The sequence below is a fragment of the Acidimangrovimonas pyrenivorans genome, from assembly GCF_042643245.1.
GTDB classification, from domain to species: domain Bacteria; phylum Pseudomonadota; class Alphaproteobacteria; order Rhodobacterales; family Rhodobacteraceae; genus Acidimangrovimonas; species Acidimangrovimonas pyrenivorans.
On sequence record NZ_JBHRSK010000016.1, the window covers coordinates 86891 to 107409 of the forward strand.

Annotated in this window: 23 protein-coding genes; 7 read left to right on the plus strand and 16 right to left on the minus strand. The window is 68.7% G+C overall.

The window, feature by feature from the left end; genetic code table 11:
• Positions 1-28: 28 nt before the first annotated feature.
• Complete coding sequence (locus ACFOES_RS17765; protein ID WP_377834708.1) at positions 29-1072, plus strand: NAD(P)/FAD-dependent oxidoreductase; 1044 nt, start codon at positions 29-31, stop codon at positions 1070-1072.
• Between the two features lie 66 nt (positions 1073-1138).
• Here ACFOES_RS17765 and ACFOES_RS17770 read toward each other — a convergent pair whose 3' ends face one another.
• The 4 genes from ACFOES_RS17770 to ACFOES_RS17785 all read right to left on the minus strand — a co-directional run bounded on the left by ACFOES_RS17770 (position 1139) and on the right by ACFOES_RS17785 (position 3466).
• Positions 1139-1582 (minus strand): MarR family winged helix-turn-helix transcriptional regulator, encoded by a 444-nt coding sequence (locus tag ACFOES_RS17770; RefSeq protein ID WP_377834709.1) that lies wholly within the window; start codon positions 1580-1582, stop codon positions 1139-1141.
• A complete protein-coding gene (locus ACFOES_RS17775; protein WP_377834710.1) occupies positions 1582-2412 on the minus strand; it encodes a carbon-nitrogen hydrolase family protein in 831 nt (276 codons plus the stop codon). The genes ACFOES_RS17770 and ACFOES_RS17775 overlap by 1 nt, the downstream gene beginning before the upstream one ends.
• Positions 2413-2415: 3 nt before the next feature.
• Positions 2416-2673, minus strand: coding sequence for a glutaredoxin 3 (gene grxC / locus ACFOES_RS17780; RefSeq protein ID WP_377834711.1), 258 nt, complete (start codon positions 2671-2673; stop codon positions 2416-2418).
• 73 nt (positions 2674-2746) lie between these two features.
• Positions 2747-3466, minus strand: coding sequence for a double zinc ribbon domain-containing protein (locus ACFOES_RS17785; RefSeq protein ID WP_377834712.1), 720 nt, complete (start codon positions 3464-3466; stop codon positions 2747-2749).
• A gap of 56 nt (positions 3467-3522) precedes the next feature.
• Between ACFOES_RS17785 and ACFOES_RS17790 the strand changes: the two genes are divergently transcribed.
• Together ACFOES_RS17790 and hemH are read left to right on the plus strand one after the other, a co-directional pair.
• Positions 3523-4365 carry a methyltransferase domain-containing protein gene (locus ACFOES_RS17790; protein WP_377834713.1) on the plus strand — a complete coding sequence of 281 codons (843 nt, stop codon included), beginning with the start codon at positions 3523-3525 and terminating at the stop codon, positions 4363-4365.
• Positions 4366-4420: 55 nt separating this feature from the next.
• On the plus strand, positions 4421-5503 hold the full coding sequence (gene hemH, locus ACFOES_RS17795; protein WP_377834714.1) for a ferrochelatase: 1083 nt from the start codon (positions 4421-4423) through the stop codon (positions 5501-5503).
• A gap of 12 nt (positions 5504-5515) precedes the next feature.
• Here hemH and ACFOES_RS17800 read toward each other — a convergent pair whose 3' ends face one another.
• From ACFOES_RS17800 to ACFOES_RS17810, 3 genes are all read right to left on the minus strand, one after another.
• Positions 5516-5926: a DUF1801 domain-containing protein gene (locus ACFOES_RS17800; RefSeq protein WP_377834715.1), complete on the minus strand. Its 411-nt coding sequence runs from the start codon at positions 5924-5926 to the stop codon at positions 5516-5518.
• 132 nt (positions 5927-6058) lie between these two features.
• Positions 6059-6238, minus strand: a complete 180-nt coding sequence (locus ACFOES_RS17805) for a hypothetical protein (protein WP_377834716.1) — start codon at positions 6236-6238, stop codon at positions 6059-6061.
• Between the two features lie 150 nt (positions 6239-6388).
• Positions 6389-7009, minus strand: a complete 621-nt coding sequence (locus ACFOES_RS17810) for a L,D-transpeptidase (protein ID WP_377834717.1) — start codon at positions 7007-7009, stop codon at positions 6389-6391.
• A 188-nt stretch (positions 7010-7197) separates the two neighbouring features.
• On the opposite strand from ACFOES_RS17810, the gene ACFOES_RS17815 reads away from it, so the two are divergent.
• Positions 7198-7728, plus strand: a complete 531-nt coding sequence (locus tag ACFOES_RS17815; protein ID WP_377834718.1) for a CAP domain-containing protein — start codon at positions 7198-7200, stop codon at positions 7726-7728.
• Between the two features lie 16 nt (positions 7729-7744).
• Here the strand turns inward: ACFOES_RS17815 and ACFOES_RS17820 are convergent, their stop codons facing one another.
• From ACFOES_RS17820 to hslO, 7 genes are all read right to left on the minus strand, one after another.
• Entirely contained in the window at positions 7745-8254 is a 510-nt protein-coding gene (locus tag ACFOES_RS17820; RefSeq protein WP_377834719.1) for a L,D-transpeptidase family protein, read from the minus strand.
• 77 nt (positions 8255-8331) lie between these two features.
• A complete protein-coding gene (locus tag ACFOES_RS17825) occupies positions 8332-9549 on the minus strand; it encodes a class I SAM-dependent RNA methyltransferase (protein ID WP_377834720.1) in 1218 nt (405 codons plus the stop codon).
• Positions 9546-11378 (minus strand): ABC transporter ATP-binding protein, encoded by a 1833-nt coding sequence (locus ACFOES_RS17830; RefSeq protein ID WP_377834721.1) that lies wholly within the window; start codon positions 11376-11378, stop codon positions 9546-9548. Before ACFOES_RS17830 ends, ACFOES_RS17825 begins: the two co-directional genes overlap by 4 nt.
• Entirely contained in the window at positions 11375-13237 is a 1863-nt protein-coding gene (locus ACFOES_RS17835; RefSeq protein ID WP_377834722.1) for an ABC transporter ATP-binding protein, read from the minus strand. The genes ACFOES_RS17830 and ACFOES_RS17835 overlap by 4 nt, the downstream gene beginning before the upstream one ends.
• A gap of 67 nt (positions 13238-13304) precedes the next feature.
• On the minus strand, positions 13305-14447 hold the full coding sequence (locus ACFOES_RS17840; RefSeq protein ID WP_377834723.1) for a CCA tRNA nucleotidyltransferase: 1143 nt from the start codon (positions 14445-14447) through the stop codon (positions 13305-13307).
• Complete coding sequence (locus ACFOES_RS17845) at positions 14444-15052, minus strand: CoA pyrophosphatase (protein WP_377834724.1); 609 nt, start codon at positions 15050-15052, stop codon at positions 14444-14446. Before ACFOES_RS17845 ends, ACFOES_RS17840 begins: the two co-directional genes overlap by 4 nt.
• On the minus strand, positions 15033-16043 hold the full coding sequence (hslO, locus tag ACFOES_RS17850; RefSeq protein ID WP_377834725.1) for an Hsp33 family molecular chaperone HslO: 1011 nt from the start codon (positions 16041-16043) through the stop codon (positions 15033-15035). Before hslO ends, ACFOES_RS17845 begins: the two co-directional genes overlap by 20 nt.
• A gap of 76 nt (positions 16044-16119) precedes the next feature.
• Here hslO and ACFOES_RS17855 point away from each other — a divergent pair, with 76 nt between their 5' ends.
• Positions 16120-16554: an NUDIX hydrolase gene (locus tag ACFOES_RS17855; protein ID WP_377834726.1), complete on the plus strand. Its 435-nt coding sequence runs from the start codon at positions 16120-16122 to the stop codon at positions 16552-16554.
• Positions 16555-16612: 58 nt separating this feature from the next.
• On the opposite strand, the gene ilvA is transcribed toward ACFOES_RS17855, so the two are convergent.
• Entirely contained in the window at positions 16613-17860 is a 1248-nt protein-coding gene (ilvA, locus tag ACFOES_RS17860) for a threonine ammonia-lyase IlvA (RefSeq protein WP_377834727.1), read from the minus strand.
• Between the two features lie 145 nt (positions 17861-18005).
• On the opposite strand from ilvA, the gene ACFOES_RS17865 reads away from it, so the two are divergent.
• Positions 18006-18224: a hypothetical protein gene (locus ACFOES_RS17865; RefSeq protein WP_377834728.1), complete on the plus strand. Its 219-nt coding sequence runs from the start codon at positions 18006-18008 to the stop codon at positions 18222-18224.
• Positions 18225-18265: 41 nt separating this feature from the next.
• Here ACFOES_RS17865 and ACFOES_RS17870 read toward each other — a convergent pair whose 3' ends face one another.
• On the minus strand, positions 18266-19078 hold the full coding sequence (locus ACFOES_RS17870) for a hypothetical protein (RefSeq protein WP_377834729.1): 813 nt from the start codon (positions 19076-19078) through the stop codon (positions 18266-18268).
• A gap of 160 nt (positions 19079-19238) precedes the next feature.
• Between ACFOES_RS17870 and ACFOES_RS17875 the strand changes: the two genes are divergently transcribed.
• Positions 19239-20462: an argininosuccinate synthase gene (locus ACFOES_RS17875; RefSeq protein ID WP_377834730.1), complete on the plus strand. Its 1224-nt coding sequence runs from the start codon at positions 19239-19241 to the stop codon at positions 20460-20462.
• Positions 20463-20519 lie beyond the last annotated feature (57 nt).

Consider the following 20519-nt stretch of genomic DNA (forward strand, 5'->3'; position numbering starts at 1 on the left):
GCGACGAGCATGAGGAAAGGCCCGGCAATTGGCAACGTGCGATGTGACAGTGATGGGCGGCGGCATCTTCGGCCTCTCGGTCGCCTATGCCTGCGCGCAGCGGGGCGCGAAGGTGCGGCTGATCGAGGCCAAGGCGATCGGCGCCGGGTCGAGCGGCGGGCTGGTCGGCGCCTTGGCGCCGCATGTGCCCGAGAACTGGAACGACAAGAAGGCGTTCCAGCTCGACAGCCTGCTGATGGCCGAGGCGTATTGGGCCGAGATAGAGACTGTTTCGGGCCTGTCACCCGGCTATGCCCGCCTCGGCCGGCTGCAGCCGCTGGCCGATGACCGCGCCGTCGAGATGGCCCGCGCCCGCGCCACCGGCGCCGCCGCGCTGTGGCAGGGCCGGGCGAGCTGGCAGGTGGTGCCGGCCGGCGATTTTCCCGGCTGGGCGCCGGTCAGTCCCACCGGGCTTGTCATCCACGACACGCTGAGCGCCCGGATGCAGCCACGCATGGCCGGCGCTGCGCTGGCCGCAGCCTGCCGCGCCCGCGGGGTCGAGATCGTCCTTGGCGAGGGCCAGCCCGAAGGCGCCGTGGTCTGGGCCACCGGCTGGCAGGGCCTGCTCGAGCTGTCGCGGCAGCTGGGCAAGACCGTCGGCACCGGGGTCAAGGGCCAGTCGCTGACGCTGGCCCATGACGCCCGCGACCTGCCGCAGCTCTATGCCGACGGGCTCCACATCGTGCCCCATGCCGACGGCACCGTCGCCATCGGGTCGACCAACGAACGCGAATTCGACGCCCCGGACGGCTGCGACGCCCAATGCGACGCGCTCCACGCCCGCGCCGTCGCCGCCTGCCCGGCCCTTGCCGGCGCCCCGGTCACCGAACGCTGGGCCGGCGTGCGCCCGCGCGCCAAGAGCCGCGCGCCGATGCTGGGCCACTGGCCCGGCCGCCCCGGCCACTACATCGCCAATGGCGGCTTCAAGATCGGCTTCGGCATGGCGCCAAAGGTCGGCGCGGTGATGGCCGACCTCGTCCTCGAAGACAGGGACGCCATCCCGGAAGGCTTCCACGTCGAAGCCAACCTCTGACTTCATCTTCACGCAAATATCCCGGGGGGGCCGGGGGGCTGGCCCCCCGGCCGTACGTTCTGCGGCCTACCCTTCCCCTTCCAGCCGCCGCCGCAACTCGCGCAGCACCGGCAGCACCGCCCGCACCCGCTCGGGCCCCAGCGCGGCCGCGACGTCGCCGATCACCGGGGTGATCGCCTGCAGCGCCGCGTCGCGGGCGGCGCGGCCGGCGGGCGAGATCGAGACGAACTTGCGCCGGGCATCGTCCCAGTCGGGGCGGATATGGACATGGCCGGCCCATTCCAGCTTGTTCAGCGTGTTGGTGATCGCGCCGCGGGTGACGCGGAAGGTCTGGGCCAGCTGCGCCGGCGTGCGCTCGTCATTGACGCGGGCAAGGTGATTGAGCACGCCGAAATGGCTCAGCTCCATCCCCTTGGGCAGCACCTTCGAGATCTGGTTGCGCGCCAGCTGGTCGGCCATGAACAGCTCGGAGAACAGGGCGTTGGCCAGGTTTTCGGGACTGTCTGCCATCACGGGCCGTCGAAGGGTCGGTCATGGGTGATCGAGGGCACGCGGGCGCGGGCCTTGGCGACCGCGTCGAGGTCGAGATCGGCGAAGCTGACCCCGGTCTCGGTGCCGCCATCGACCAGCACCTCGCCCCAGGGCGCCACGGCCAGGCTGTGGCCGTAGGTGCGGCGCGGCTTGCCCTGATGGGCGGCGTGTTCGCCGGTCTGGGCCGGGGCCAGCACGTAGCAGCCGGTTTCGATCGCCCGGGCGCGCAGCAGCGTGTGCCAATGCGCCGCGCCGGTGGTGTCGTTGAAGGCGGCCGGCACCGTCAGCACCTGTGCCCCGGCCTTGGCCAGCGCGCGGTAGAGATAGGCGAAACGGAGATCGTAGCAGATGCTGAGGCCGAGCGTGGCGAAGGGCGTCGACGCCACCACCGCGCGGGCGCCGGGCCGGTAGCCGGCGGATTCGCGGTAGGATTCGGTCGCCGACACGTCGACGTCGAACATGTGGATCTTGTCGTAGCGCGCGGCGATCGTGCCGTCGGGCCCGATCAGGAACGAGCGGTTGGCGAAGCGGCCGTCGGCGTCATGGGTCTTGAGCCCGAGCGAGCCGATCAGCAGCCAGACGCCCAGCTCCGCCGCGTCTGCCCGCAGTGCCGCCAGGGTGATGTCGTCTTCCTCGTGCTGCAGCACCGCGTCCTGATGGTCGCGGCTGGACGAGATGCAGTTGGTGACCTCGGGCGTCAGCACGAAGCCGGCGCCGCCCCCGGCCGCCTGCCGCACCAGCGCCCGGGTCTCGATCAGGTTCGCGGCCGGATCGTCGGAGACGTTGAGCTGGACCAGCCCCGCCCGCATCGCTCAGCTCGCCAGCAGCGGATCGAGCTTGCCGGCCCGGTCGAGCGCGTAAAGTTCGTCGCAGCCGCCGACATGGGTCTCGCCGACGAAGATCTGCGGCACGGTGTAGCCGCCATTGGCGCGCTGCATCATGGTCTGGCGCAGGTTGGGATCGCGCGAGACGTCGTATTCGGTGAAGGCGACGCCCTTCTTGTTGAGAAGGCGCTTGGCCGCGTGGCAGAAGCCGCAGAACGGCGAGGTGTAGATTTCGACGGTTTGCATGGCCGGTCCTTGGTGGTTGCGCGTGACTATAAGGATTTAGGCACTCCGCGCAACGCGTGCCAGTGCCACGCGGTCACTCCTTCACCACCCGGGCCAGCACCGCGACCGAGACCGCCGCCGCCCCGGCGCCAAGGCAGGTCTCGGCCGCCGCCGCCAGCGTCGCGCCCGAGGTCATCACGTCATCGACCAGCAGGACGTGGCGCCCCGCCATCCGCTCGGCCCGCCGGGGATGTGGCGCCAGCGCCCGGGCGACATTGGCGAAGCGGCCGTCGCGGTCGCGCCCCTCCTGGCTGGGGGTGGCGCGGGTGCGGACCAGCAGGTCGGGGCAATGCTCCAGCCCGGTCATCCGCGCCAGCGCCGCCGACAGCAGCGCCGACTGGTTGTAGAGCCGGCGCAACAGCCGCAGCCAGTGCAGCGGCACCGGCGCCACCAGCATCCCCGGCGCGAGGATCGGTGCGGCGGCCTGGGCCAGCCAGCCGGCCGCCGGCGTCGCCAGATCGTGCCGGTCGCCATGCTTGAGCCGCAGCACCAGCGCGCGGCCATTGTCGCGGTAGAGCAGCGCCGCCCGGCCCCGCTCCCACGGCCGGGCGATGGTCAGGCAGTCGTCGCAATGGACCGGGGCGTCGCCGGCCTCGCCCGGCAGCGGGGCACCGCACTTATCGCAGACCAGCCCGGCGACGAAGGGCGTGTCGCGCCAGCACGGGCCGCAGAGGCCGTGATCCGTCGTCACCAGCGCATCGCAGATCAGGCATTGCGGCGGGTAGACCAGGTGCAGCGCGCTTTCCAAGACCACCGGAACCTCCTACATAGGCGCCCGAGTGCCCGGCTGCCCCGCAAGAAAGGCCCGCCATGTCCCGTCCGCCCGAACTCACCAACCCTGCCGCCCTTGCCCGGCACCGGGCCCGCGCCCGGCGCGCCCCGGCCCTGTTCCTGCACGAGGTGGCCGTGGCGGATCTTCAGGAAAGACTGAGCCAAGTTAAAAGATCGTTTACGGCGCCGGCGGTGGTGACGGGTTTTCCCGAGGCGTGGCGGCCGGGCTTTCCGGACGCGAAGATCGTGGCGGACGACGCGGTGCTGGATTTGGAGCCCGGGGCGCATGACCTGGTGATCCACGGCCTTGCCCTGCATTGGGCCAACGATCCGGTCGGCCAGCTGGTGCAATGCCGCCGGGCGCTCAAGCCGGACGGGCTTTTCCTCGGCGTGCTGTTCGGCGGCCAGACCCTGGCCGAGCTGCGCGCCTGCCTCGCCCAGGCGGAATCGCAGGTGCTGGGCGGGCTGTCGCCGCGGGTGCTGCCGATGGGCGAGATCCGCGATCTCGGCGCCCTGCTGCAGCGTGCCGGCTTTGCCCTGCCGGTGGCCGACAGCAGCGTTCACAGCGTCAGCTATCGCGACGCGCTCCACCTGATGCACGACCTGCGCGCGATGGGCGAGACCAACGCCCTGGCCCAGCGCCGCCGCACCCCGCCGCCGCGCGCCCTGTTCGCCGAAGCGGCGCGGCTCTATGCCGAGGCTTTCCCGGCCGAGGACGGCCGCGTTTCGGCGACCTTCGAGATGATCCACCTGGCCGGCTGGGCCCCGCATGAGAGCCAGCAACAGCCGCTCCGCCCCGGCTCTGCGGTGCAACGGCTGGCCGAGGCGCTGGGAACCGAGGAGCTCCCGCTGGACGCCCCTGCGACCAAGGGCGACGATTGACCCAACGCCAAAACCGTCTATTTCGGTCGGGAACGCCGCGACGAGGGGGAAACGGATGCTGGATGCCGGCAAAGGCCAGAAGACGATCCAACCGGGCAAGGGCCGCCTCGCCCATGCGCCTTCGGACCACCCGCCGGTAGCCGAGGCCAGGGTCGGGGTGCTGCTGGCCAATCTGGGCACGCCGGACAATTACGACTACTGGTCGATGCGGCGCTACCTGAGCGAGTTCCTCTCGGACAAGCGGGTCATCGACTACCCGTCGTGGAAATGGCAGCCGCTCTTGCAGCTCATCATCCTGTCGAAACGGCCCTTCTCCTCGGGCGCGAACTACAAGCTGATCTGGAACCACGACAAGGGCGAGAGCCCGCTGATGACGATCACCAAGGAGCAGACCGCCAAGATGGCGGCGGCGCTGTCGGAACGCTACGGCGACCGGGTGATGGTCGATTTCTGCATGCGCTACGGCAATCCCTCGACCGAAGCCAAGGTGCGGGAGATGGTCGCGGCCGGCTGCGAGAAGATCCTGTTCTTCCCGCTCTACCCGCACTATGCCGGCGCCACCTCGGCCACCGCCAACGACCAGTTCTTCCGCGCCCTGATGAAGGAAAAGCGCCAGCCGGCGGTGCGCACCGTGCCCGAGTATTTCGAGCATCCGCTCTATGTCGAGGCGCTGGCGCAGTCGGTCGAACGGGTCTGGAACGGCATGGAGGTCAAGCCCGACGTCCTCGTCGCCTCTTATCACGGCATGCCCAAACGCTACCTGATGGACGGCGACCCCTATCATTGCCAGTGCCAGAAGACCTCGCGCCTGCTGCGCGAACGGCTGGGCTGGGGTGATGAAATGATCGACACCACCTTCCAGTCGGTCTTCGGGCCCGAGGAATGGCTCAAGCCCTACACGGTCGAGCATGTCGCCGAACTGGCGAAGCAGGGCAAGGAACGGATCGCGGTGATCGCGCCCGCCTTCTCGGCCGATTGCATCGAAACGCTGGAGGAGATCAACGGCGAGATCCGCGAGGCGTTCGAGCATGCCGGCGGCGAGAGCTTCACCTATATCCCGTGCCTCAATGCCGAGGACGCCCATATCGCCGCACTGGCGCAGGTGGCGATGGAGAACCTTGGCGGCTGGCTCGACTGAGCGGGGCGCGCCTCACCTGCGGTGATAGGTCAGCGCGCCGGCGACGAGGAAGCGCAGCTTGTCGAGCGGCAGGCTGGCACCGCTGTCGAAATGGATGCCGCGATTGCCTTCATAGGTGAAGCCATCGGGAAAGATCGCCCGGAAATCCGACAGGATCGTCGTCTGGCAATGGGCGTAGATCGCGAAGCCGCCGCTCTTGGGGATGCCGAGCCGCAGCGTCGAGCCTGACTTCGTTTCCGGGGTCAGATAGGCCGGCTGGCCCCATTTCAGCGTTTCCTCGATCCGGCCGACGCCGGCGGTCTGCGCGGCCGTTTCGAAGATCAGCCGCCGCAGCGCCAGCAGGCCGTCGCGCGCTGTCGCGGGAAAGGCGGCGAAGGCGCTTTCGACTGCGGGATCGTGAAAGGGCGGCCGGATGTCGCGCATGGATCGAGGATAGCACCGCGCCCGGCCCTGCGTCAAAATCGCCACGGCGGCGCCGGGCAGCCGCAGCCGGCGCCCCGAATGAAAAAGGCGGCGGGAAACCCGCCGCCTTTTCCATCTGTCTGCGCGGTCGACTTAGTTCGACGCGGCAGCGGCCACGGCCACCAGCAGCAGCAGCGGGATGATGATCCCGCCCGACGACGTGGTGGTTTTCTCCACGACGACCGGAGCCGGCATCACCGGTTCGGCCATGCCGCCGGCGAAGGTGGCGGTGGCGGTCGCCGAAAAGACCGCGGCAAGAGCAAGTTTCTTCATTTCAAACCTCCAGTGTTCTCCCCGATCCGTGATTCAGGCATGCGGAACGGAGACCCCAAGACTGTGCCTCGTAACAAAATCTCTAACCAGTTGATCACCCGAATTGCAACGGCCGTTCCATGCCGTCGGCCCCACATTGCCGGCGTGTCGTCAAATTAGCAACACCTGTGTCCCGACCTTGGCCAATCCGAAAAGCTCAGCGATATGCTCGTTGTAGAGACCGATGCAGCCGTTCGACGAGCGCCGGCCGATCTTGCGCGTGTCGTGGGTGCCGTGGATGCGGTAATACTGCCAGCTGAGATAGAGCGCATGGGTGCCCAGCGGATTCTGCGGCCCCGGCGGGATGTAATCGGGCCATTCCGGGTTGCGCTTCTTCATGTCCGGCGTCGGCCGCCAGCTCGGACCGTTCACCTTGCGCACCACCTCGGTCCGGCCGAGGCGGGTGAGGTCCGGCGTCAGCGGCACCGAGGTCGGGTAGAGCTTGTAGATCGTCTGGTCCTCGGACCAGAAATGCAGCGCCCGCGAGGTGGTGTCGACCAGGATCGCGCCCTTGCGGGTATTGGCGAAATAGTCCTGCCATTGCAGCGACCGGAAGCTCGAGATGTTGTGGCGCACGGTGGCCGAGACCGTGGCCTCCATCTCGGTGGTCTGGCCGCCGGTGCCCGGGGCCGGCGTCTGGGCCAGCACCGCGGGGGCGGCCAAGGCGCCCAGCGCGGTGGCCGAGGTGCCGAGGAAACGGCGCCGGGTGATCCGGTCTAGGGGGTCGCGCATCGCGGCGGCTCCTGTCCTGTCTGTCGCGCCCGGCCAGTCCGGGCGGCGGCAGAATAGCCCCGCCGCCCGGGGGCCGCAAATCAACTCGGGCGGCGCGCTGCCGAGGGTGGCAAGAGGCCGCGCAACGGGTTTGCCCACGGCCGCGACAGCCGCTATTGCTGGGCGCCGAGGCCAACCGGGTGGGACCCATGAACCGACGCTCTTTCCTGACGATTTCCGCCACCCTCGCCGCCGGCGCGCTGGCGGCCTGCGCCCCGGTGCCCGCGCCGCAGCTGGGCACCGACGGCAAGCCGCTGCCCAAGCTCTACCCGATCAAGCCCGGCGACAAGGCGGCGATCGAGTATCGGATGCTCGACGGCGTCAACGCGCTGCGCAGGGCGCGCGGCGTGCCGCCCCTGCGGCTCGATGCCCTGCTGACCTCGGCCGCCGCCACCCATTCGCGCGACATGGCGGTGCAGAACCGGCCCTGGCATTTCGGCTCGGACGGTTCGTCGCCGCTCGACCGGGTGGCACGGACCGGCTACGACGGCATTCTGCTGGGCGAGAACATCTCGGAGACCTACGAGACCGAGACCGAGACCCTCGCCGCCTGGATGGGCGAGGCCGATACCCGGTCCGTGATCCTCGACCCCAGGGCCCGCGACATGGGCTTCGCCTGGTTCCAGGAAAAGAACGGCAAGATCTGGTGGACGCTGGTGACCGGCGGGCCGAAACCCTGACGGATCGGCCCTGCGCCTATGGCATGATGAAGATCGGCGTGCCGTCGCGGACCATGGCGTAGATATCCTCGATATCCTTGTCCGAGACGGCGATGCAGCCCGCCGTCCAGTCCTGACTGGTCCGGCCGCGCCTGGGATCCTCGCCATGGATGAAGATATCGCCGCCCGGCGGCAGGCCCGCGGCCTTGGCGACCTGCACGTCATGGACGTTGGGATAGGAGATGCCGATCGACAGGTGGTAGGCGCTGTTGGGGTTGCGCCGGTTGATGTAATAGAGCCCTTCCGGCGTGCGCCCGTCGCCCTCGAAACGCTTCGGCCCGACCGGCTGGTTCCCCAGCTCGATCTTGTAGCTTTTCAGCACCGTGTTGTCGTGCATCAGGAACAGCTCGCGCGCGCCCTTGTAGACCTGGAGCTGGGTCACGGCCGGCCCGTCATAGGTCTTGAACTTGCTCGAACAGGCGGCAAGCCCGAGGGCGGCCACCAAGATAAGAACGATCCGGAAGATGCGCATCACTGTCCGATCCATGCCTCGAAGCCTCTGCGGGCGTTTCGGCAAGACTACCGCAAACCGGCCCCGGCCACCAGCGCGACAAGGCGGCGCGATCACCCCGTTCGGCTGAACCGCGCCGCCAGCTCGACATGCGGCGACCAGCGGAACTGGTCGACCGGCCGCACCCAGTCCAGCCGGTAGCCGCCCTGCACCAGCAGCCGGGCGTCGCGGGCGAAGGTGACGGGATTGCAGGAGACGGCGGCGATCACCGGCACCTCGGAACGGGCCAGCTCGACCGCCTGCGCCTCGGCCCCGGCGCGGGGCGGGTCGATGACCACGGCGTCGAAACGCCTGAGCTCGTCCGCCATCAGCGGCCGCCGGAACAGGTCGCGGGCCTCGGTCGTCACCCGCTTGAGCCCCGGCGCCGCGCGCCAGCCCTTGTCGAGCGCGGCCGTCATCTCGGCCGAACCCTCGACGGCATGAACCTCGGCATTCTCTGCCAGCGGCAGGGCGAAGGTGCCGCAACCGGCGAACAGGTCGGCAACGTGGCGGGCGCCCGCAACAGTCTCTGACACGGCCGAAAGCAGGGTTTTCTCGCCCTCCGCGGTCGCCTGCAGGAAGGCGCCGGGCGGGGGCACGACGCGGGCGGCACCGAACGCCTGGTAAGGCGGATGGCGCAGGGCGACGACCTCGCCGCCCCAGGCGAGGCGGGAGAGGCCGAAACGTTCGGCGATCCCGGCCAGTTCGCTATGCAGGGCGACATCGAGCTCCTTGCCGCCGCTCACGGCGACATCCGGACCGGAGGCGCAGCGGGTCACGGTCAGCGACAGTTCGCCCTTGCGCGAGGCTCCGGCGAGGGTCAGCGCCTCGAGCGCCGGGAAGGCCGCGATCAGCTCCGGGTGCAGCAGCAGGCAGTCGGGCACCGCGACGACGGTATCGGAGGCGCGGCCGTGGAAGCCCAGCAGCACGCCCTTCTTGGTCCGCCGCCCGGCCAGCACCGCCCGCCGCCGCGACTGCGCCGGAGAGGTGGCGATGGGCCGGATCTCGGCCTCCAGCCCCTGCCCGGCCAGCGCGGTCCGCACCACATCGGTCTTCCACGCAGCGACGAACGGGTCGGCGGCATGCTGCAGTGCACAGCCGCCGCAGCCCTTGTAATGGCGACACGGGGCGCGGACCCGCTCGGGCGATGGCGTGACGATCTTCGGCGCCGCGATCACGTCGCCGCTCACCTCGCCCTCGACCAACTCGCCCGGCAGCGCGCCGGGGACATAGACCGGCCCTTCGGCGATCCCGTCGCCGAGATGGCCGAGCCGCAGGATTTCCACCTTCATTCCGCCGCCTCTTCCGTGCCGATGAAACCACCCGATTGCCGGTTCCAGTAGCGCGCGTAAAGCCCGTGCCGCGCCAGCAGCGCGTCATGGCTGCCCATCTCGACGATGCGGCCGCCATCCATGACGACGATCCGGTCCATCTCGGCAATGGTCGACAGGCGGTGGGCGATGGCCAGCACCGTCTTGCCCTCCATCACCCGCGCCAGCGCCTCCTGGATCTGGGCCTCGACCTCGCTGTCCAGCGCGCTGGTCGCCTCGTCCAGCACCAGGATCGGCGCATCCTTGAGGAAGGCGCGGGCAAGGGCGATGCGCTGGCGCTGGCCGCCCGACAGCTTGACCCCGCGCTCGCCGAGGAAGGCGTCGTAGCCAGTGTTGCCCATGTGATCCTCGAGCCCGAGGATGAAGTCATGCGCCTCGGCCTGTTTCGCCGCCGCGATCACCTCCTCCTCGGTCGCGTCGGGCCGACCGTAGAGGATGTTGTCGCGCGCGGTGCGGTTGAACATCGCCGTCTCCTGGGTGACCATCGCGATCTGCCGGCGCAGGCTCTCCTGCGTCACCTCGCGCAGATCGCTGCCGCCGATCAGAATCCGGCCCTTTTCGGCGTCATAGAGCCGCAAGAGCAGCGCGACGAGGGTCGATTTCCCAGCCCCAGACGCGCCGACGATGCCCAGCTTCTCGCCCGGGTGGATCACCAGGTCGATATCCTCGACGCCGCCGTCCTCGCGGCCATAGGCGAAGCTGAGGTGATCGAAGGTGATCTCTCCCCTCACCCGGCCGAGATCGCGGGCATCGGGCGCGTCGGTCAGGGTGTGCGGCGGGGTCAGCGTGTTCATCCCGTCCTCGACCTCGCCGATGCTGCCATAAAGCTGCATGAACGCCATCGAGACCCAGCCGGTCATCTGGGCGATGCGAATGGCGATGGCACCCGAGGCGGCGATGTCGCCCGCCGTCGCATGGCCCGTCGACCACAGCCAGATCGTGCCGCCGATCAGCAGCACCGGCAACATCCCGGCCAGCGACATCAGCGAATAGCGGAACCAGGCCGAGATGACGCCGAAGTCGAGCGCCCGTTCGCGGAACCCGGCCATCGCCGCCAGCGCCGAGCGGTCCTCGTGCTCGTGATGGGCGAAGAGCTTGACCGTCTTGATGTTGGTGATCGTGTCGACCACCTGCCCGGTCACCATCGCCCGGGCCGAGGCACGGGCGGCCGAGCGGCCCCGCACCTTGGGCAGGAACCAGCGGATCAGGGCGAAGTAGAGCACCAGCCAGACCGCCAGCACCGCCGAGACCCAGCCGTCGATCGCCAGCAGGAAGACGGCCGAGCCGATCAGCGACGACAACGCGAAGGTGACGACGTTGATCATCTCGGTCGCGACGTCGGTGGCGGCGCGGGCGGTCTGCATCTGCTTCTGGGCGATGCGGCCGGCGAAATCGTTGTCGAAGAAGGTGACGGCCTGGCCCATGGTCCAGCGATGCAGCCGCGACAGCACTAGCGGCAGCAGGTTGGGCCCGACCGCAACGGCGTTGGTGGCCGTCGACAGGCCGAACACCGCCGGCCGCACGATCAGGTAGAAGGCAGCGAAGCCGGCGAACAACATCCAGTTGTCGGCAAAGACACGGTCGGCCCCCGAGGCGAGGGCGGAATCGATCACCCGCCCCAGTAGCATGGCCGAGACCACTTCCATCGACCCGGCGCAGGCCGAGATGAAGGCGGCCCAGATCAGCACCGGCCAGGCGCCGCGCAGGCACCAGCGGAAAAAGGCCAGCAGGGTGCGCGGCGGCGGCCCCTCGGCCGGGCGGAAAGCGTCGATCAGGCTGCCGAACCTCATTCCGCCGCCTCCCCGGTCGGTGCGCCCTCATCGGTGCCGATGAAGCCGCCCGACTGCCGCTCCCAGAACCGGGCATAGAGCCCACCCTGCGCCAGCAGTTCTTCATGCCGGCCTTGCTCGACGATGCGGCCCTCGTCCAGAACGATGATCCGGTCCATATGGGCGATGGTCGACAGCCGGTGGGCGATGGCGATCACCGTCTTGCCCTCCATGATGCCGTAGAGCGTCTTCTGGATCGCCGCCTCGACCTCGCTGTCCAGCGCACTTGTCGCCTCGTCGAGGATCAGGATCGGCGCGTCCTTGAGGATGACGCGGGCCAGCGCCACCCGTTGCCGCTGGCCGCCCGACAACTTGACCCCGCGCTCGCCGACCTGGGCGTCATAGCCCTGCCGGCCCTGCGGGTCCTGCAGCGTGTCGATGAACTCCGCCGCCTCGGCCCGGGCCGCCGCCTCGCGCATCTGGTCTTCGCTGGCCTCGGGCCGGCCGTAGAGGATGTTCTCGCGCACCGAGCGGTGCAGCAGGGCGCTGTCCTGCTGGACTATGCCGATCTGGCGCCGCAGGCTCTCCTGCGTCACCGCCGAGATGTCCTGCCCGTCGATCCGTATTTGGCCCTTCTCGGTGTCGTAGAACCGCAAGAGCAGCTTGACGAGGGTCGATTTCCCGGCCCCCGACCGTCCCACCAGCCCGATCTTCTCGCCCGGCCGGATCGCCAGGTCGATCCCGTCGAGGCCGCCGCTGCCCCGGCCGTAATGGTGGCTGAGTCCGGCAATCTCGATCCCGCCCTCGGGAACGGTCAGGGCCCGCGCCCCCGGCCTGTCGGTCAGCGCGATCGGCTGGGCGATGGTCTCCATCCCCTCGGCGACGACGCCGAGCGAGCGGAAGAAGGTGGAAAGCGCCCACATGATCCAGCCGGTCATCGCGTTCAGCCGCAGCGTCAGCGCGGTGGCGGCGGCGACGACGCCGACCGTGGCCGAACCCTGCATCCACAGCAGCACGCCCCAGCCGACGACGCCGACGATCAGCAGCCCGTTGAGGGTGACGAGGCAGACATCCATCACGGTGAAGATCCGCATCTCGCGGGCGAAGGTCTTGCGGGTATCTTCGATCGCCTCCTTGGCATAGGCCAGTTCGCGGTCGTCATGGGCGAACATCTTGACCGAATGGATATTCGTATAGGCATCGACGACGCGCGCCGTCACCGCGCTGCGGGCATCCGACGACGCCTTCGAGGCCGGCCCGACCCGGCGGATCGTCCAGCGCACCAGCAGCAGGTAAAGCGCCAGCCAGCCCAGCAGCGGCAGCGCCAGCCGGGCATCAGCATGGGCCAGCAGCACCACCGCGCCGACGAAATAGGAGACCGAGAAGGTGATCGCGTCGAAGACCTGGAAGATCGCGTCGCCCGCCGCCGGCGGGGTCTGCATGATACGGTTGGCGATGCGGCCGGCAAAGTCGTTCTCGAACCAGCCGACCGACTGGCGCAGCACGTGGCGATGCGCCCGCCAACGGATCAGAGTGCCGAAATTCGGCAGCACCGCGTTGTTGAGCAGGGCGACGTCGAACGCCTGCAGCACCGGGCGGATGAACAGCAGGAAGACAGCGGCCAGGATCAACTCGGTGCCGTAGCTGGCCCAGACCTCGGACGGGCTGCCACGCGACATCAGGTCGACGACGCGGCCCATGTACCAGATCAGCCCGATCTCGATCGCGGCGACGATCAGCGAGGCGAAGGCGGTGACGACGAAGACCTTGGCGAAGGGCCGCGCGTAGTCGCGCAGGAACGGCCACAGCCGCTGCGGCGGGGTGTCGGTCTCGACATAGTCGCCATAAGGATCGACGAGGGTTTCGAAGAACCTGAACACGGGGGGCCTTTCACCGAATGCTTCCGGGATATAGCCCCGTTGGCAGCGAAGTAAAACGCCCGTGAACCTAGCCCAGCAGCGCGTCGCGCGTCAGGGTGAAGCCCGAGTCGATCCAGCGCCGCTCGATCTCGGCCAGCCGGGCGCCCAGCGCCGGGCCCGCGTATTCAGGCATCAGGTCGGCGGCGCGCACCGGGAAGCAGGCGCCGGCGCCCGTGGCGATCTCGGCCAGCCAACCGTCGGGCAACGGCGTTTCCAGCACCGCCGCCCGGGCCAGCACGATATCGCGGGCGATCTCTTCCCCGTGGCGGTAGCCCAGTTCGGCGGGGCTCCGCATGGTGCCGATTTCGTCCCTGATCCGGCCCAGATCGCGGCTTTCCGCCTTCGACAGGCGGAGCTGATCGGTCGGCTCCTCGCCGCCCAGCACAGCCAGCCGGCGCAGCCAGCGCGGGCTCAGCCCGGCCTCGAGATGGACCAGCACCGGCAGGGCGCGCGGATCGGCGCCGGGCAGGGCGAAACCCAGCACCCCGGTCGCCGCCATCGCCGCCACCGCGGGCGCCGGATCGGGCGCCGCAAGAAGCTTGCGCATCTCGGCGCCGATGCGCTCCTTCGACAGCGTCGTGATGCCGGATTCGTTCTCGGCACAGGCGGCCAGCCCGTCGGGGTCGAGCCCCTCTTCCGGGTCGCCATACCAGGCGTGGAAGCGGAAGAAGCGCAGGATGCGCAGGTAATCCTCGGTGATCCGCTCCTCGGCGACGCCGACGAAACGCACCCGGCGGGCCAGCAGGTCGGGCAGCCCGCCCAGCGGGTCGATGATCTCGCCGTCCGGCCTGGCATAGAGCGCGTTCATGGTGAAATCGCGCCGCGCCGCATCCTCCCTGACGTCGGTCGAGAAGGCGACGACGGCGTGGCGGCCGAAGGTCTCGACATCGCGGCGGAAGGTCGTGACCTCATGCGGGATGCCGCCCGAGACGACGGTGATCGTGCCATGGTCGATGCCGGTCGGCACCGGCTTCAACCCGGCCTTTTCGGCAAGTTTGGTAACGGTTTCCGGCGTCGCGTCGGTGGCGATGTCGACATCGGCGACGGGCTGGCGCAGCAGGGCGTTGCGGACGCAGCCGCCGACGAACAGGGCCTGGTGACCGGCCGCGACCAGCATGGCACAGACCGCCTGGGTCTCGGCCCGTTCGCGCCAGGCACCGTCCGCCCTCATCCCTTCATCCTCTCGGCCAGCCCGCGCAGGATCCGCGCCGTCGCGCCCCAGATGTAATAGGGGCCGTAGGGCACCGCATAGTAGTTTCGCCACTGGCCGCGCCACCAGCGCCGCTCGACCCGGTAATTGGCGATCTTGGCCAGGTGGGCCAGCGGCACGTCGAAGACTTCCTCGACCTCGCCGGCCTCGGGCCGCGGCGCGAACGGCGCCCGCACCCGGCCCAGCACCGGGGTGACGGTGAAATTCGTCACCGTCTCATGCGCCGGCAGGTCGCCCATCACCTCGACATTCGCCGGATCGAGCCCGATCTCCTCCTGCGCCTCGCGCAGGGCGGCGGCGATGGCGTCGGCGTCGCCGGGATCAACCTTGCCGCCGGGAAAGGCGATCTGGCCCGGGTGGTGCTTGAGCCGCGACGACCGCTTGGTCAGGATCACCCGCAGCCCGCGCTCGGTTTCCAGGAACGGCACCAGCACGCCGGCCGGGCGCAGGACGCGGTCGGCCGGCGGCACGTAATCCGGGTTCAGGTCGAAATCCGAGGACGCGCCGGTGGGCCGCTCCAGCGCGCGCCACAGCAGGGCGAAGGGATCAGTCGTCGTCACCCGCATCCTCCTCCGGCGGATTTTCCGCCTCGAAGCCAAGCGTCTTGGGGTCGAACTCGTAATGCGCGCCGCAGAACTGGCAATCGGCGGTGACGATGCCCGCGTCGGTGGTCATCGTGCCGATATCCTTGGCCGAGTAGATCGACAGGCTCTGGCGCACCTTGTCGGCCGAGCAGGTGCAGCCGAACTCGACCGGCTGGGCATCGAAGACCCGGGGCGTCTCTTCGTGGAACAGCCGCACCAGCAGGTCGGTGGCATGGACCTTGGGCCCGATCAGCTCGAGATCCTCGACCGTGTCGAGCAGCATGTTGGCCCGATTCCAGTTCTCCTCGGCCTCGCCGTGCAGAATATCGGTGGCGTGCAGCAACCCGCCTTCGGCCGAGCCGCCGCCGGTGGCGAAGGGCGAGGCCTTGGGCATGACCTGCAGCATCACCCCGCCGGCGCGCCATTGCAGCGGCTGGCCGGGTTCGCGCGACTGGCCGAAGCTGATCGCGAACCGCGTCGGCAACTGCTCCGACTGAGCAAAATACGTCTCTGCGCAGGCCGAAAGCGACCCGCCGGCAATCGGCGTGATGCCCTGGTAGGGGGTGGTGCCGGCGCCCTGGTCGATCAAGATGGCGAAATAGCCCTTGCCGATCAGGTCGAAGGGCTTCGCCTTCGGGTCCAGCCGCTCCTCGTCGAAGCTGGCCCAGGCCCGGATCCGCGCCGGCGCGCCCTCTTCTCTGGGCCCGTAATAGTCGGTGGCGATGATCCGCGCCGGCCCGTCGCCGCGGATCTGCAGCGACAGCTTCCAGCGCAGCTTGATGGTCTGGCCGATCAGCGCGGTCAGCAGCGCCGCCTCGGCCACCAGCGCCTCGATCTGCGGCGGGTAGTCGTGCTGGGCCAGGATCGTGTCCAGCACGCCGTCGAGCCGCGCGACGCGGCCGCGGATATCCGAGCGGTCAAGCTGAAACGGCAGGACGGTATCGTCCCAGGCGATTTTGGATCCGAGAGTCATGGGGTTTCCTTGGCAAGCCGGCCTTGGCATACCGCGACTATATAGTCCCGGCAACCACTCGACCAAGGGCCCCGCCATGATCAGACGTTTCGGAGAACCGGTGCGCGCCGACATCCAGTACCGGCGCCGCCCCGGCGTCTACGCCATCCTGCGCCACGGCGACCGGCTGCTGCTGACCCACCAGGACGCGCCGGTGCCGGAATTCCAGCTGCCGGGCGGCGGCATCGACCCCGGGGAATCGCCGATCCACGCCCTGCATCGCGAGGCCTGGGAGGAAACCGGCTGGCGCATCGAGATCACCCGCCGGCTGGGCGCGTTCCGGCGCTTCACCTACATGCCGGAATACGAATATTGGGCCGAGAAGGTCTGCACCGTCTACCTCGCCCGCCCCGTCCGCCGACTGGGCCCGCCGAGCGAGCCGGGCCATCAGGCGGTGTGGATGCCGATCGCACAGGCGGCGCGGGAGCTGGGCAACCCTGGCGACCGGCATTTCGTCGAGCGGCTGCTGTAGGGAACGCCGGAGCCGCGCCAAGACCTCCTGCGCGGAATCAAGGCCACGGGCCGCCCTCTCAGATCAGGAACTCCGCCAGCGTCTCGTCGTCGGTGATGTCGCGATAGGTGAAGCCGGCGGCCTCCATCCGGGCGCAGAGCCCGTCGAAATCCGCCGCCCGCCTGGTCTCGATCCCGATCAGCACCGAGCCGAAATTGCGCGCCGACTTCTTGAGGTATTCGAAGCGGGCGATATCGTCGTCCGGCCCCAGCGTGGCGAGGAAGTCGCGCAGGGCACCGGGACGCTGCGGCAGGCGCAGGATGAAGTATTTCTTCACCCCCGAGTAACGCTGCGCCCGCTCCTTGACCTCGGGCAGGCGCTCGAAATCGAAATTGCCGCCCGAGGTCAGGCAGACCACGGTCTTGCCCTCGATCTGCCCGGCCAGTTCGGGCAGCACGTCGACCGACAAGGCCCCGGCGGGTTCCAGCACGATGCCCTCGACATTCAGCATTTCGATCATGGTGACGCAGATCCGGTCCTCGGGCGCCAGCAGCACGTGTTCCGGCACGACATGGCGCAGCCGGTCGAAGGGCGCGGCGCCGATCCGGGCCACCGCGGCACCGTCGACGAAGCTGTTCACATGGTCCAGCGTCACCGGCCCCCCGGCCCGCAGCGCGGCGGTCAGGCTGGCCCCGCCCAGCGGCTCGACGAAGCGGAACTGGGTCGCCGGCGCGGCCTCGGCCATGTAGCCGGTCACGCCCGAGGCCAGCCCGCCACCGCCGACCGGCAGGATCACCAGGTCCGGCGCCCGGCCGAGCTGGTCGAGGATCTCGACCGCCACGCTCGACTGGCCCTCGATCACGTCGAGATCGTCGAAGGGCGACAGGAAATGCGCCCCGGCCTCGGCGCAGAACGCCTGCGCGGCGGCCAGCGAGCGGTCGAAATAGTCCCCGACAAGACGGATCTCGACGAAATCGCCGCCGAAGATGCGGGTTTTCGCGATCTTCTGCTGCGGCGTCGTCACCGGCATGAAGATGGTCCCGGTGACGCCGAAATGGCGGCAGGCATAGGCCACGCCCTGGGCATGGTTGCCGGCGCTGGCGCAGACGAAATGCGCCCGCCCCGGATCGGCGGCCAGCACCTTGCGCATGGCGTTGAAGGCGCCGCGGATCTTGTAGCTGCGCACCGGGCTGAGGTCTTCGCGCTTGAGCCAGATCTCGGCGCCGAACCGGGCCGAGAGGTGGTCGTTGCGCTGCAGCGGCGTCGGCTCGAAGACGGCACGCAGGGCTTCGGTGGCGGCGCGGGCGGTGTCGGAAAAGGTGCTCATGCCGAACCTGTCGCGCGAATTTCCCTTTCTGGCAAGGGTCCGCGGAAACAATGCCACGGATTCGCCGTGACGCCGTCCGGACGAAGCCGCAGTCGCGCGGCAGCCTGAGTCGATCCAGAACTCACCCTCTGCCACGAGGTTCATTATGAAAAAGCTACTTTTCCTGACCGTCTTCGCCGCCGCGGCGCAGCTTCCCGTCTTCGGCCTTGCCGACACGGCCACGACGCGCCCGGTTCAGCTCATCAAGGCCGAAATCGACACGCTCGACCCCTACATGCCGGGCTTCGACGCCAAGCTCGACCGGCTGCTGGCCGAAGAGGCCGCCGCGCAGGCGGAGACCGGGGCGGTGCTCGCCGCCAACTGAGCGGCGGCAGCCAGCACACTTGGGGCAGATCCGGCTCGCGCTCAGCCGGTGACCAGCGGCCGCTTCTCGACATAGTGGCCGTAGATCGTGGTCAGCAGGCTGATGCCGACCATGAGCCTTGCCCAGCCCGCAACGGCCATCCAAACCTGCAAGACCGTGCCCAGGTGCAGGAGGGAGAGCACGAGGTAGCTTTCCAAAATCAGCCAATCCGACACGCTGACCAGGGCCGCCAAGGCCAAGAAAGTCCCGCCCTGACCCGCCGTTTCGATCCAGGCCCAGCGCAGCGGCATCTCCTCCCCGAGCGCGGCTGCCGGCAGCATCGGCGCAACGCGAAAGCCGAACCAGGCCGCGGCGATCCCGAGTATGAACTGGATCAGGATCTTCGGCGCGAACATGGAGGTACCCGGCAAAGTGGCGGGTTGGGAAAGCCCCGGGGCGAAGCTCGATGGGAAGAGGACAAACGACAGGACGAAAAACAACACGACTGGTATCGCGGCGAGGAACAGGAGCAACGTCATCTGGGCGGCGCGGCCGAAATAGGCCAGCAGTCGCCTGCCATGCCAGCGCGGGAAAACAACCACTGGCCGCTCGAGCCTCAAGACGTAGCGATGCCAGCCAATCGCAATCCAGAACACCGTCGCGAACCACAGCACGACAACAAATGGCATCCCGAGAAACAGACCAATGGAATCGTAGGCCGAACCTGCGGCATGTGCCTTCACCGCCGCGACCCGGTGAAGGATCCATATGAACAGCAGAAAGGTCGCCGCCGCCGCGATTGCCAGGGGTCCCAGCGATATCCGCAAAGCCATGCCGAAATTGCCGAACACCTGCCGCACCGAGTGCCAGAGCAACCTTACTTCCTGCACGCGAACCCCCACTCGCCCCACAACTTTGGCGAACCCTTCCGCACTGCGCCCGGCCTGTCAACGTCCTTCCCGGGGGGCTGCGCTTGCCCTTGCCCTGCAAACGCGCTAATCGCGCGCAGTTGGCCTTGCAATGCAGGAGTTCTCGATGTCCGCACCCAAGAAAGTCGTCCTTGCCTATTCCGGGGGGCTGGACACCTCGATCATCCTCAAGTGGCTGCAAACCGAATACGGTTGCGAGGTGGTCACCTTCACCGCCGACCTCGGCCAGGGCGAGGAGCTGGAACCGGCGCGGGCCAAGGCCGAGATGCTGGGGATCAAGCCCGAGAACATCTATATCGAGGACGTGCGCGAGGATTTCGTCGCCAACTACGTCTTCCCGATGTTCCGCGCCAATGCCGTCTATGAAGGGCTCTACCTGCTCGGCACCTCGATCGCGCGGCCGCTGATCTCGAAACGGCTGGTCGAGATCGCCGAGGCGACCGGCGCCGATGCCGTCGCCCATGGCGCCACCGGCAAGGGCAACGACCAGGTCCGCTTCGAACTGGCGGCCTACGCGCTCAACCCCAGGATCAAGGTCATCGCGCCGTGGCGGGAATGGGATCTGTCCTCGCGCACCAAGCTCTTGGAATTCGCCGAGCAGCACCAGATCCCGATCGCCAAGAACAAGCGCGGCGAGGCACCGTTCTCGGTCGACGCCAACCTGCTGCACACCTCGTCCGAAGGCCGCGTGCTCGAGGATCCGGGCGTGATGTCGCCCGATTACGTCTACCAGCGCACCGACGATCCGGTCACCGCCCCGGACGAACCGGAATATATCGAGATCGGTTTCGAGAAGGGCGACGCCGTCTCGATCAACGGCGAGGCGCTGTCGCCGGCGACGATCCTGACCCGGCTCAACGAGCTGGGCAAGACCCACGGCATCGGCCGGCTCGACTTCGTCGAGAACCGCTTCGTCGGCATGAAGTCGCGCGGCATCTACGAGACGCCCGGCGGCACCATCCTGCTCGAGGCACATCGCGGCATCGAGCAGATCACCCTCGACAGCGGCTCGGGCCACCTCAAGGACTCGATCATGCCGCGCTATGCCGAGCTGATCTATAACGGTTTCTGGTTCAGCCCCGAGCGCGAGGCGCTGCAGGCGCTGATCGACAAGACCCAGGAATACGTCACCGGCACCGTCAAGCTGATGCTCTACAAGGGCGCGGCCCGGACCGTGGCGCGCTGGTCGGATTACTCGCTCTATTCCGAGGCCCACGTCACCTTCGAGGACGACGCCGGCGCCTACGACCAGAAGGACGCGGCAGGCTTCATCAACCTCAACGCCCTGCGCCTCAAGCTGATCGCGACGCGGAACGCGAAGGTCAAGTAAGCGCCAATCCGGCCGAAAGAACCAAGGGGCGGGTCAATTCCCGCCCCTTCTTCTTTG

Coding starts and splice junctions, on each gene's coding strand:
- ACFOES_RS17770 (WP_377834709.1), bottom strand. CDS start 1,582: ATGGCAGACAGTCCCGAAAACCTGGCCAACGCCCTGTTCTCCGAGCTG.
- ACFOES_RS17775 (WP_377834710.1), bottom strand. CDS start 2,412: ATGCGGGCGGGGCTGGTCCAGCTCAACGTCTCCGACGATCCGGCCGCG.
- grxC (WP_377834711.1), bottom strand. CDS start 2,673: ATGCAAACCGTCGAAATCTACACCTCGCCGTTCTGCGGCTTCTGCCAC.
- ACFOES_RS17790 (WP_377834713.1), top strand. CDS start 3,523: ATGTCCCGTCCGCCCGAACTCACCAACCCTGCCGCCCTTGCCCGGCAC.
- hemH (WP_377834714.1), top strand. CDS start 4,421: ATGCTGGATGCCGGCAAAGGCCAGAAGACGATCCAACCGGGCAAGGGC.
- ACFOES_RS17800 (WP_377834715.1), bottom strand. CDS start 5,926: ATGCGCGACATCCGGCCGCCCTTTCACGATCCCGCAGTCGAAAGCGCC.
- ACFOES_RS17805 (WP_377834716.1), bottom strand. CDS start 6,238: ATGAAGAAACTTGCTCTTGCCGCGGTCTTTTCGGCGACCGCCACCGCC.
- ACFOES_RS17810 (WP_377834717.1), bottom strand. CDS start 7,009: ATGCGCGACCCCCTAGACCGGATCACCCGGCGCCGTTTCCTCGGCACC.
- ACFOES_RS17815 (WP_377834718.1), top strand. CDS start 7,198: ATGAACCGACGCTCTTTCCTGACGATTTCCGCCACCCTCGCCGCCGGC.
- ACFOES_RS17820 (WP_377834719.1), bottom strand. CDS start 8,254: ATGGATCGGACAGTGATGCGCATCTTCCGGATCGTTCTTATCTTGGTG.
- ACFOES_RS17825 (WP_377834720.1), bottom strand. CDS start 9,549: ATGAAGGTGGAAATCCTGCGGCTCGGCCATCTCGGCGACGGGATCGCC.
- ACFOES_RS17830 (WP_377834721.1), bottom strand. CDS start 11,378: ATGAGGTTCGGCAGCCTGATCGACGCTTTCCGCCCGGCCGAGGGGCCG.
- ACFOES_RS17840 (WP_377834723.1), bottom strand. CDS start 14,447: ATGAGGGCGGACGGTGCCTGGCGCGAACGGGCCGAGACCCAGGCGGTC.
- ACFOES_RS17845 (WP_377834724.1), bottom strand. CDS start 15,052: ATGCGGGTGACGACGACTGATCCCTTCGCCCTGCTGTGGCGCGCGCTG.
- hslO (WP_377834725.1), bottom strand. CDS start 16,043: ATGACTCTCGGATCCAAAATCGCCTGGGACGATACCGTCCTGCCGTTT.
- ACFOES_RS17855 (WP_377834726.1), top strand. CDS start 16,120: ATGATCAGACGTTTCGGAGAACCGGTGCGCGCCGACATCCAGTACCGG.
- ilvA (WP_377834727.1), bottom strand. CDS start 17,860: ATGAGCACCTTTTCCGACACCGCCCGCGCCGCCACCGAAGCCCTGCGT.
- ACFOES_RS17865 (WP_377834728.1), top strand. CDS start 18,006: ATGAAAAAGCTACTTTTCCTGACCGTCTTCGCCGCCGCGGCGCAGCTT.
- ACFOES_RS17875 (WP_377834730.1), top strand. CDS start 19,239: ATGTCCGCACCCAAGAAAGTCGTCCTTGCCTATTCCGGGGGGCTGGAC.